Here is an 11395-nt window from a genome sequence, read left to right on the forward strand (position 1 = left end):
GTAAATTAATCTTGAACTATAAAAATGGAGAATCCCATGTTTAAGAAAATCGGCATCATCGGATGCGGCCAGATGGGTTCCGGTATCGCGCAAGTAGCGGCCCAGGCCGGATATCCGGTTCTCAGCCATGAGATGAGTGAGGAACTTTTTGAAAAGGGCCTCCGCAATATCACCAAGCTGCTCGATCGGGCCATCGAAAAAGGCAAACTCGACAGTCCCACCAGGGATAAGATTCTCGGCAATATTTCCGGCACCACCGAGCTCTCGGATATGGCCGACTGCGACATTATCATCGAAGCGGTCACCGAAGATATGACCACCAAGCAGGAAATATTCAGGGAACTGGATGCGGCCTGCAAACCGGAGACAATATTCGCCAGCAATACTTCATCGCTGCCGATCGGTGATCTGGCGGCGGTGACCAAGCGGCGCGACAAATTTATCGGTCTGCATTTCTTCAACCCGGTCCCGATTATGAAACTGGTCGAACTGGTCCGGACCATCGACTCTTCGGACTCATCACTCAGTGCCGCCAAAGAGTTCGCCGAATCGGTCGGCAAGACGGTGGTGATGGCCAAAGACACGCCCGGCTTTATCGTCAATGTCCTGCTGGTTCCTTATCTGCTCGATGCCATCCGGCAGTTGGAAAACGGGCTGGCCACCCGTGATGATATCGATAATGGCATGAAATTCGGCTGCGGGCATCCCATGGGACCCCTGACCCTGACCGACTTCATCGGCCTCGATACGATTCTTTATATCGCCGATATCATGTTCGACGAATTCAAAAACGGCCACTATGCCGCTCCGCCGCTTTTGCGCCGCATGGTCAATGCCGGCTATCTGGGCAAAAAATCCGGGCGCGGCTTCTATGATTACAATCAATAAAATGTGGAGTGAATGGAATGGAGTATAAAAATATTATCGTCGCCAGGGAAGACAATATCGTTATTGTCACCATCAATCGCGAAAAAGCGCTGAATGCGCTGAATGATGAAACCATCGGCGAATTGCAGCACTTCTTCGGTCATGCCTGGAATGAAAAGGGTATCGGGTGCATCGTTATTACCGGGGCCGGCAAAGCCTTCGTGGCCGGGGCCGATATCAGCGAACTGGTCCAATGTGATGTCAAATCGGGCATTAAAAAATCGATGCTGGGCCTTTACCTGATGAAGACCATCGAAAATTTCCCCCGCCCGGTAATTGCCGCAATTAACGGTTTTGCCTTGGGCGGCGGTTGTGAACTGGCCATGGCCTGTGATATAAGACTGGTGTCCGAGAAGGCCAAATTCGGACAGCCCGAAGTCAACCTTGGCCTGATTCCCGGTTATGGCGGAACGCAGCGTCTGGCCCGACTGGTCGGGCGCGGCAAAGCCAAGCAGTTGATTTTCTCGGGTGAGATGATCGACGCCGCCGAGGCCCGCCGCATCGGCCTGGCCGATGAAGTCTATCCGCCGGAAGAATTAATGGACAAGGCTAAGACGATGGCGAAACTTATTGCCTCGAAGGCGCCCATCGCCGTCGCCATCGCCAAAGAGTGCATCAACCGCGGGCTCGATGTGAACCTGTCGGCCGGATGTGACTATGAAAAGAACTGTTTCGGCACTATCTACGGGACCACTGATGCCAAAGAAGGCATGACCGCTTTTCTGGAAAAACGCAAAGCCGAATTCAAGGGAGAATAATATAATCTAAAGGGCAGGCCGATTCGGCCTGCCCTGTCGCTTGGTCATTCCACCTGCAATTTTGCCGAAGGGGTATATGTCTCAGATTGTCTCAGTGATAGCCATCGTTTTTCTGCTGTCAGTGTCATCATTATTCGGCACGGATTTCAAGACCGCTATTGATTCCCTGAATAATTATTCACTTGACAGTCTGGGCGAAATCGAAGTGAATAATCTCGAACTGGAATTCAGGAACGTCACTGTTAATCTATATCAGGGGAAATTGTATCTTGGCGGACATATAAATGAACATCCGACTGCCGCGTTTTTTCTGGGTGAGGGGCGCTTTATCTTCAAGAGCAATGACCCGGCCGAAAAGCAGCAAATAGAAAGGTTTTATCGAAGCGATTCAGCCGATGTCGAGTTTGATCAACTATACATGGTCTTCCCGGCCAATTCCAAGGTGTCGAATCTATTTCCGGAGGGAGCCGAAAGAGTCGATCCCTCATATCGCGTCAAGACCCTGCTGAAAAAGATACGCTCGATTCCCGACAGTAAATTTAAATACAATCTCGGGTTCCATCTTAACCGGGCCATTCTCGAAAACCGGCCGGATTTTCTGTGGGTTGATGTGCTGAAGGATGCTTACCAGCACACCATATATTTCTATGACCCATACGCCCGTGAACAAATAACGCTGTATAAATACACGTCGAACTTCAAAGAACCGCAGATTGTATCTTCAACCATGGACAGCCTGGCGGACGGATCTAATGACTATCCGATCGGGTATGACAATTTCCGTTATTACATCAATGTCGATATTTCGACTTATGCGAAATCCGAGATATCCTGTGATATTTACTGCCGAATCGAAACCGACAGCCTCAAGCAGCTTTCCTATATTATCCCGCCGGATTATAAAATCGATACGGTTTATGGCGATGTGATCGATTTCATCAAGGATAAAGACCGGCCCGAACTGCTGTTTGACCTGTCGCGATTCTATTACCGGGGCGATACGGTAGAAGTTTCCATGAAATACCGTTCCAATCTGTTTCGACATTATATGCAGCATGGTATCGTTCAATCCGACCTCACCCACTGGTATCCTTCCGTGGGTTATCGCAAACTCTCTGATTATAATCTCCGGTTTACGATTGATCGGGGTTTCCATTTTATATGCGTCGGGGAGAAAGTCAAAGATACAATTGTCGGCGGACGGCAGATTCTGGAATATAAGACACCCGGCCCGGTAGCATATGTCAGTTTTAATTATGGAAAGTTCGATTCGGTCGCGATTGACAACGCTCCGGTACCGATTACCATCGAGTATTATGACGGAATAAAGAAATCGCCGGTTTTTGGCAGCCCGGCGCTGGATAAGGTGACCGAAGATGTTTCGAGGGCGTTTACCTTTTTCTATGACAATTTCGGCCCCTATCCGTACGATGACCTCGACGTGGCGGCCATGGCGGTCGGTTTCGGGCAGGGCTCGCCCGGATTGGTGCATCTATCCGAGATAACTTTCCAGCGTTCGCTGAAGGGCTTTGATGATAAATTCCGCGCCCATGAAATCGCTCATCAGTGGTGGGGGCATCTGGTCAACCCCGACAGCTATCGGGATATCTGGCTGTCCGAAGGGCTGTCGGAATATTCGGCGGCCCTGTATGTTCTTCTTGGGCGCCATGATGAAAAAACATTTCGGGAGATTTTGAAGGACTGGAAGAATAAAGTCATCCAGAGCGGTATGATAAACGACAAAAAATCGGTCGGTTACAAGGCCGGCCCGATCAGCCTTGGGTCGCGACTGGGTTCCGAACTGTCGCCGGGCGACTTCGAGGCCATTATCTATGATAAAGCGGCCTATGTGCTGCACATGCTGCGCTTCGAATTGGAACTGGAAGAATCGAGTCATGGCAGGTTTATTAAAATGCTGGCCGATTATGCCGCCCGATATGCCGGCGGAAAAGCATCGACCGAGGATTTTATCAGTGTCGTATCACCATATCTCGGAGATCGAACCGGGCAATTTTTTGCCCAATGGCTGTATGACTGGCGCCTTCCCAAAATAAAGAGCCAGTCGAAAATCAATAGTGAAGGTTCTTCGGAAATCGATATCGATGTTCATGAGGTGGGCGATAATTTCGCCACGCCATATCCGGTCCGGTTTATTTTAAGCGATGGATCGAAAAATACGGTCGTATATAATATTCAAAAAGGGGAAAATCATTTTATCTACGAGGCGGGGAACGGATTAAAAGTCAAGGCGGTTAATTTTAATCAGGACCACGACATTCTGGAAAGATAAAGGGTTTAATCAGACATGGAATTATGGTCGCTGTTTCTTTCGGCCTTTATCGTCGGATTTTCGGGCGCCTTGATGCCGGGGCCGCTGCTGGCGGTCGATATTGCCGAAACACCGCGCAGGGGCATGATAACCGGGCCGATAATTGTGCTCGGCCATGCCATCGCCGAACTGGCCGTGGTGATCTTGCTGTCGGTGGGCCTGGCCGCCCTGGCCAAGGATCAAGTCGTTAGTAATGTGATCGGCATTGTCGGCGGGGCCATGTTGATCCTGATGGCCATCGGCATGTTTCGCCAGCTTAAAAAAGCCGGAATTGAAACAGCCATCGAATCCGGTGATGCCAAAAAGACCGGACGACTGGTTCTTGATGGAATCATAACCTCGCTATCGAATCCCTTCTGGTTTGTCTGGTGGGCCACGACCGGGTCCGCTTTTCTGGTGCAGTCATTACGGCATGGCATTGTCGGTCCGCCGGTTTTTTATATCGGGCATATTCTCTCCGACCTGGTCTGGTACAGCCTGGTCAGTATTCTTATCTGGAAAGGGCGAAAAATGATTGTCGGAACCGGATACAAAATTCTTATCGCGGTCTGTGCCCTTTTTCTTCTTTATCTTGGCGGAATGTTCATTTATTCCGGAATTACCGGTTCCATCTGAATCTGCCGGCGACTTGTAACTGTAAGTGAAACAACATGAATCCGGGGGGCTGAAAAAAACATTGGTGATGCCCGTTTTTTGAGTTTTATACCGGCCGAAAATTTGTTAAAATGAACAGGCAACTTGTACGACTGAAAATTTAACTGCTGATGATATAAAATGAAATTTTCCAATTTTGTCCACCTGCATACGCACAGCCAATACTCGCTTCTGGACGGGGCCTGCAAAATTGACCCGTTGATAGAACTGGCCAAAAAACACCGCATGCCGGCGCTGGCTATCACCGACCACGGCAACCTCTTCGGCGCCGCCGAATTCTACAAAAAGGCCACCCGGGCCGGGATCAAACCGATTATCGGCACCGAAGCTTATGTCGCCGCCGGGTCACGCTTCGACAAAAAACCCTCCGGCAAATATCCCGATGGCGGCTTTCATCTGGTTCTGCTGGCCAAAAACCGAACCGGTTACAAGAACTTAATCAAGCTGTCATCGGCCGGTTTTCTCGAAGGCTTCTATCATCGGCCCCGCATTGATAAAGAGCTTCTGCGCGAACATTCCGAAGGGCTCTTCGCCCTCACCGCCTGCCTGAAGGGCGAAGTCAACTGGAACCTGCTTCATAGCAATGTCGATGCCGCCGTGCAGGCGGCGCTGGAACTCCGGGATATCTTCGGCGAAGGTAATTTTTTCCTCGAAATGCAGAATCATGGCCTGGAAAAGGAAGAGATGCTGATTCCCATGATTAATACTATCCACCGCCAGACCGGGATTCCGCTGGTGGCCACCAACGACTGCCATTACCTGAATCGCGAGGATTGGGAGGCACATGACGCCCTCCTCTGTATTCAGACCGGTAAGCTTGTCTCCGACCGCGAACGAATGCGCTATAACACCGACCAGATTTATTTCAAATCGGCCGAGGAAATGACGGAATTGTTTACCGAATTCCCCGAGGCGCTCGAAAATACGATCAAAATCGCCGAAGCCTGTAACCTCGAGATGGAAATGGGCCATTTACATCTGCCGCATTTCCCGATTCCGGAACCTCATAAGGATGCCGATGAGTATGTCCGCTACCTGGCCGAGCAGGGACTCACTGAGCGTTATAAAAAAACAACCGACGAATTAAAAAAACGGCTCGATTATGAATTGGGAATTATCAACCAGATGGGTTTTGCCGGGTATTTCCTGATTGTCAAAGACTTTATCGACTATGCCCGGACCGTCAATGTGCCGGTCGGACCGGGAAGAGGTTCCGCCGCCGGATCGCTGGTTTCCTACTGCCTCGGTATTACCAATATCGACCCCATTAAATATTCGCTGCTCTTTGAACGCTTTCTCAATCCCGAACGAATTTCCATGCCGGATATCGATATTGATTTCGCCGACCGCGGCCGGGACAAAATTATCGAGTACGTCGTCAAAAAGTACAAGGAAGAAAATGTCTGCCAGATCATCACCTTCGGCACGATGGCGGCGCGCGGGGTCATTCGTGATGTCGGACGCGTTCTGGGGGTTCCGTATTCGGATGTGGACAAGATTGCCAAGATGGTGCCGTTCGCGGTCAAAATGACCCTGGAGCAGGCCCTGGTCGATAATCCTGATCTCAAGGATCTTTATGAAAAGGATGTCCGTGTCAAAAAGCTGATTGACCTGTCGAAGACGCTTGAGGGACTGGCGCGTCATGCCTCGACCCATGCCGCCGGTGTAGTTATCGCACCGTCAAACCTGACCGACTTTATACCGCTTTTCAAAGGATCCAAGGGCGAAATAACGACTCAGTTCGATATGAAGATGACCGAAGAAATCGGCCTTCTGAAGATGGATTTTCTCGGCCTCCGAACCCTGACCGTTATACAGGATTGCCTGAAAATGATCAGTGAGAACGATGACAAGGAAATCGACATCGATGCCATTGATCTGGGCGATAAAAAGGTTTACAAGCTGTTCACCCGCGGCGATACCGTCGGCATTTTCCAGTTCGAATCCCCCGGCATGCGTGACTATCTTCGGAAACTGAAACCGGAGAATCTGACCGACCTCACCGTCATGAATGCTCTCTATCGTCCGGGTCCGCTCGATTCCGGTATGATCGATGTTTATATCGATCGCAAGCATGGTCGTCAGAAGGTTGAGTTCCTGCATCCCAAACTGGAAAAAATTCTGAAGGACACCTATGGCGTCATCGTCTTCCAGGAACAGGTGCTTCAAATCGCCAATTCGCTGGCCGGCTACTCGATGGGCAAGGCCGATTTCCTTCGCAAGGCCATGGGCAAAAAAGTGGCCGAATTGATGGCGGTGCAGAAAAAAGAATTCCTGGATGGCTGCGACAAGCAAAAAATCGACCCTAAAATAGCTTCGGCGGTATTCGATCAGATCGAGACCTTCGCCCGCTACGGCTTTAATAAGGCCCACGCGACCGGATATGCTTATGTAGCTTATCAATGCGCCTACCTGAAAGCGCATTACCCGCTCGAATTCATGGCCGCCAATATGACCTCCGAAATGGATTCTTCCGACAGAATTTATGTTCTGATGGAAGAATGTCGGAAGATGAATATTGTCGTCCTGCCGCCCGACGTGAATGAATCCGAAAAGGGTTTCAGTGTCAGCGACAAGAAAATCAGATTCGGCCTGTGGGCGGTCAAGAATGTTGGCGAGGCGGCGGTCGAGGCCATTGTCGAGGCCCGTGCCGAAGGCGGCCCGTTCGTCAGCTTCGCCGATTTTGTCAGCCGCGTCAGTCTCAAAAGTCTTAACCGCCGAACCGTGGAATCATTGATCGCCGCCGGTGCCATGGACACTATTCCGGGTAACCGGGCCCAGAAAACGACCGCAGTCGAGGCTATGCTGGAATTCGGCCAGAAGGTCCAGACCCGATCCAACACCGCCGACCTGTTTGCCGGCGTGGGTGAAGCGGTCGTTCGCAAAGAACCGGAATTACCCCCTGATCCGGACTGGTCCATCTCGAAAAAACTGGCCTCCGAAAAAGAGATGCTGGGATTCTATGTGTCGGGACATCCGCTCGATCGTTTCCGCTCCGAACTGATTGCTTTCGGAACCGCCGATACCGAACGAATGCAGGCGGTCAAAGACGGACGTGAGGTCCGCCTGGGCGGCATCATTTCAACCATCAAGCTGATGAATGATAAACGCGGCAATCGGATGGCCTTCGTTACGCTTGAAGATTTCAAGGGAACCACCGAGATGATTATTTTCTCGGATTGTTACGATAAGGGAAAAGAGCATATTTTCGAAGACAATATTGTCATGATGCAGGGACGTGTCTCCACCAGGGAAGGCGAAGCTCCCAAAGTGATCGTCAATGATTTGTATCCGCTGGATTCACTTTCTGAACGATTCGACTGTCAGTTGGTCATCAAACTGGATGAGGACACGCCCGAGCGAAAGCTGACTGCCGTCGAAACGGCTCTGAGTAAAAATGAGGGAAAGACGCCGGTCATTTTTGCCGCCCGCCGAAACGGCGATGAATATTTTATTCGATCAAAACGTTTTTTGGTCGCACCCAATCAAAAATTACTGCTTAAGCTTAAAGAGATTCTCGGCGATTCTTCCGTTTATTTACAGCCGCCGAACAAATAAAAAGAACTTTTATAAATCGAATTTTGTTTTATATTGTAAAATTGGATAGAAATTGTTCAAAATAAGGTGGTCGATATGAAAAGACTTCTTGGCCTGTTGTTGGTATTCGCGTTGGTTTTTGCGGTTACGGCGGCGGGAGAAAACGACAAAAAGGAATCCGATAATAACCAGAAGGCGCCCGAAAAGGCCAAAGAGATTAACTGGGTCCGTTATGATGAAGGTTTGAAAACCGCCAAAGCGGCGGGCAAACATGTCCTGGTTAATTTTACCACAGCCTGGTGCGGTTACTGCAAAAAAATGAATGCGACAACTTTCAAGGAGCCGGATATTATCGATATGCTGACCGACAACTTTGTCGCGATTAAAGTGGATGGCGATTCCAAACAGGAACTGGATATCGATGGATATAAAATCACCGAACGCGACCTGAGCCGCGCCGAGTACCGGGTTCAGGGATACCCCGCTTACTGGTTTTTGAAACCCAATGGCGAACGCCTGGGGGTTCTGCCCGGTTATCAGGAGGCCGGCACTTTTATGGATGTCCTCTATTTTATGAAAGAGGCTCTCTATGATAAGATGAGCTTCGAAGATTATATTAAGAACGGCGGCCGAAAGGCTTTTGCCAAAAAGTAAACAGGAGGATTGATGAAAAAAGATATTATTGCAATTTTTAGTTTTGCATTACTGGTATTGTTCATGATTTCATGTTCATCTTCATCGGATAAAGGAAGCGGCGCCAATTCTGCCGTAAAATCCGAACTGGCCAATCTGACCGCCTATGATATCGACGGCAATGCCCGCTCGTTTGGCGAATTTGTCGGCAAAAAAGCTTTAATTATCAATTTCTGGGGCACCTGGTGCCCGCCCTGCAAACGTGAAATGCCCGATTTGAAAAAAATATACGATGAATATAAGGGCCAGGGACTCGAAATTATCGGTCTGGTCGTCAGAAGCACCCCGCAACAGGTTAAGGATTTTTCCGCGCAGTACGGCTATGACTGGGTGATGATGATGGCCGATGCCAATAACAGCAAAGTGCTCAAACTGGGTTCCGGAGTTCCCTATACTGTCTTTATTGATCGCAAGGGGAACGTCCTCAGCGAAACCTTTACCGGTATGCGCAACTATAATGATTTCAAGCGGATGGTCGAACAGATTATATGATAATCGATATATAAAATATAAGCGGCGTCATCTGACGCCGCTTTTTTTATACCTTGTGTCCCAAAGATTACAATGCTATCTGGCAGAGAACCTGAAAGATATAATCCATGTCGTCGTTTTCATCGTCGATTATTTCATAATTGATCCGGATCATCTGGTCCCTGGCGAAACTGTAGCCAAACATAAGCGTCGCTCTTTTCCAATTATCGACTTCCGGCGCCAGCGCATCGGGATTATAAAAATCATAGCGCAGCCCGAGCTCGATTTCTCTGGTGAAGAAATAGGAGCCGTAAAGGTAATATCCCCACGGCTCGGGGTCGCGGCCCGGCGCTTCATAGATAGCCGTGATCAGCTCGCCCTGAAGCCTGAAATCCCTGTCGTTGATCTTGTTGACCCAGACGAAATCGAATCCGAAAGCGCTTTCCGAGAGCCCCCGGTCGTCGGTCGCACTGACCGATTTACCCTGAAAATATGATACCCCCAGTTTCAGCCCCGACGGGGTGTTGAGGTTGCCGTGCACGACGACATCCTTATGATCGTTGTCATCGGTGGTGTTGATTCCGTTACCGTTCATCAGCATGAAATTATAATTCGCCGAGTAATCACGGTCGAACTCATGCCGGCCGGCCGCCTCGATACCGATATCCCGATAAACGCCGCTTTCTTCATCGACACCCTTGCGCCCCATCTCTTTGACAATGGCCTCGGTTACATAACTGGGGTTGATAAATTTCCAGTACACGATCCCCGGGTATGCCTCGATACCGAAGGGGTACTTGAACTGGCCGACCCGGATCCCGAATTCTTTGCCGATCTTATATCCGATCCAGGCCTGATACAGTTTGGGGTCGAAAGTGGAGCCCTGCAATGCTTCGATCATCAAATGATATTCGATGTCGGTAGTTGCCTCACCGAAAAATCCAAAGCGGGCGCTCCTGAAAATAAATGAGGGACTGGTATCATTGTCATCCTCGGTCAATAGACCGGTCTGCAGCCAGACAAACGGCTTGATATCCGAAGTCGTCGAGCCGCGTTTCTGGGCATTAACCGCCAGACCGCCCGTCAGCAATATGATAACGGCCAGAATGACGGCGGTTCTGAGAACGTGGTTTTTCATAAAAACCTCCCGATTATAAAAGTTAGATTATTAGATATCTTTTCAAAAGAGCCGGGCCGGCCATAAACGATCCTCCCGCATTATTCAGCAAGTGCCGGCCACATTTCCATAAATAAAATAAAAAACGACATTGTGCAATTCAACAAAAAATGTGAGTGCGCTTATGGCCCGGCCATTTAAGAAGCCATGTTGCCGGGTGCCCCACAGCCTGCTATTTGATGTCTTGTCAGGTCCTGTTTCCCGCTTTCGGCGGGGAATGTGACCTGACAGCCCCAATTTTCCCCTTGCTATTTCCTCAAAATTTCATATCTTCCTTAAGTGGATTACCCCATCTTTGAATGGCGGCCCGGCAAAAAATCGAAGGGAAAAGAGGGACGGGCGGATGTGGACAGGTTTCATGTGCCATAAAGGGTCTGCCGCGCACAAAATAGGATGATGAAACACAAGAAATTAACTAAAATTGTTCTGGTTTTAGTAATATCTATTATGGTGTTTGTTATTATTGGTATAGTAATACACCGCAAGAGAGCATACTATTATGAGGATCTATTTTCAAGAATTACGCCTGGAATGTCGAAAAAGGAAATTGTGGCAATTATTGGTGAACCGGCTTATGCTGATACAAGTGGCTCGGAATATGATATTTGGTATTATGATGTACCATCCTTATTTTCAGAAATGCCCAGTTGTTATTTTGAAAAGAAAGATAGTGTTCTGGCAAGGTTTTGGTGGGAAAATATAGACATCTCGTTACCGATTGACAGCATGCGCATTCTGGGTAGGTAGAAACTGATCTTGCCCTGTTTTATTGGACAATTAAATAAGGTTGTTGGTTTAACCGTTCGAAGTCAACCGGGCTGAGATAATTCAGCGTAGAATGACGACGAA

10 protein-coding genes are annotated in these 11395 nt (G+C 49.1%); 8 read left to right on the forward strand and 2 right to left on the reverse strand.

Annotated elements, in window-relative coordinates; all coding sequences use genetic code 11:
* The first annotated feature begins 24 nt into the window (after positions 1–24).
* From CVT49_13295 to CVT49_13310, 4 genes are all read left to right on the forward strand, one after another.
* Positions 25–888, forward strand: a complete 864-nt coding sequence (locus CVT49_13295; GenBank protein ID PKK82523.1) for a 3-hydroxybutyryl-CoA dehydrogenase — start codon at positions 25–27, stop codon at positions 886–888.
* A 17-nt stretch (positions 889–905) separates the two neighbouring features.
* Entirely contained in the window at positions 906–1685 is a 780-nt protein-coding gene (locus tag CVT49_13300) for a crotonase (protein PKK82524.1), read from the forward strand.
* Positions 1686–1761: 76 nt separating this feature from the next.
* On the forward strand, positions 1762–3975 hold the full coding sequence (locus CVT49_13305) for a hypothetical protein (protein PKK82525.1): 2214 nt from the start codon (positions 1762–1764) through the stop codon (positions 3973–3975).
* 15 nt (positions 3976–3990) lie between these two features.
* The gene (locus CVT49_13310) at positions 3991–4629 is read left to right on the forward strand and encodes a lysine transporter LysE (GenBank protein PKK82526.1); all 639 of its coding nucleotides are present in this window, start codon (positions 3991–3993) and stop codon (positions 4627–4629) included.
* Here CVT49_13310 and CVT49_13315 read toward each other — a convergent pair.
* Positions 4602–4802 (reverse strand): hypothetical protein, encoded by a 201-nt coding sequence (locus CVT49_13315; protein PKK82527.1) that lies wholly within the window; start codon positions 4800–4802, stop codon positions 4602–4604. The two genes, CVT49_13310 and CVT49_13315, sit on opposite strands and share 28 nt — an antisense overlap.
* On the opposite strand from CVT49_13315, the gene CVT49_13320 reads away from it, so the two are divergent.
* The 3 genes from CVT49_13320 (at position 4789) to CVT49_13330 (ending at position 9390) form a co-directional block, all read left to right on the forward strand.
* Positions 4789–8226 (forward strand): DNA polymerase III subunit alpha, encoded by a 3438-nt coding sequence (locus tag CVT49_13320; GenBank protein PKK82528.1) that lies wholly within the window; start codon positions 4789–4791, stop codon positions 8224–8226. The two genes, CVT49_13315 and CVT49_13320, sit on opposite strands and share 14 nt — an antisense overlap.
* Before the next feature lie 75 nt (positions 8227–8301).
* Positions 8302–8859 (forward strand): hypothetical protein, encoded by a 558-nt coding sequence (locus tag CVT49_13325; GenBank protein PKK82529.1) that lies wholly within the window; start codon positions 8302–8304, stop codon positions 8857–8859.
* Between the two features lie 12 nt (positions 8860–8871).
* Positions 8872–9390, forward strand: a complete 519-nt coding sequence (locus CVT49_13330) for a hypothetical protein (GenBank protein PKK82530.1) — start codon at positions 8872–8874, stop codon at positions 9388–9390.
* Between the two features lie 67 nt (positions 9391–9457).
* On the opposite strand, the gene CVT49_13335 is transcribed toward CVT49_13330, so the two are convergent.
* On the reverse strand, positions 9458–10507 hold the full coding sequence (locus CVT49_13335; GenBank protein PKK82531.1) for a hypothetical protein: 1050 nt from the start codon (positions 10505–10507) through the stop codon (positions 9458–9460).
* Between the two features lie 432 nt (positions 10508–10939).
* Between CVT49_13335 and CVT49_13340 the strand changes: the two genes are divergently transcribed.
* The gene (locus CVT49_13340; GenBank protein PKK82532.1) at positions 10940–11293 is read left to right on the forward strand and encodes a hypothetical protein; all 354 of its coding nucleotides are present in this window, start codon (positions 10940–10942) and stop codon (positions 11291–11293) included.
* The last annotated feature ends 102 nt before the right edge of the window (positions 11294–11395 follow it).

It is taken from the genome of candidate division Zixibacteria bacterium HGW-Zixibacteria-1, from assembly GCA_002838945.1.
Classification (GTDB): Bacteria; Zixibacteria; MSB-5A5; order GN15; family PGXB01; genus PGXB01.

Coding starts and splice junctions, on each gene's coding strand:
- CVT49_13305 (PKK82525.1), top strand. CDS start 1,762: ATGTCTCAGATTGTCTCAGTGATAGCCATCGTTTTTCTGCTGTCAGTG.
- CVT49_13325 (PKK82529.1), top strand. CDS start 8,302: ATGAAAAGACTTCTTGGCCTGTTGTTGGTATTCGCGTTGGTTTTTGCG.
- CVT49_13335 (PKK82531.1), bottom strand. CDS start 10,507: ATGAAAAACCACGTTCTCAGAACCGCCGTCATTCTGGCCGTTATCATA.
- CVT49_13340 (PKK82532.1), top strand. CDS start 10,940: ATGATGAAACACAAGAAATTAACTAAAATTGTTCTGGTTTTAGTAATA.
- CVT49_13295 (PKK82523.1), top strand. CDS start 25: ATGGAGAATCCCATGTTTAAGAAAATCGGCATCATCGGATGCGGCCAG.
- CVT49_13310 (PKK82526.1), top strand. CDS start 3,991: ATGGAATTATGGTCGCTGTTTCTTTCGGCCTTTATCGTCGGATTTTCG.
- CVT49_13330 (PKK82530.1), top strand. CDS start 8,872: ATGAAAAAAGATATTATTGCAATTTTTAGTTTTGCATTACTGGTATTG.
- CVT49_13300 (PKK82524.1), top strand. CDS start 906: ATGGAGTATAAAAATATTATCGTCGCCAGGGAAGACAATATCGTTATT.
- CVT49_13320 (PKK82528.1), top strand. CDS start 4,789: ATGAAATTTTCCAATTTTGTCCACCTGCATACGCACAGCCAATACTCG.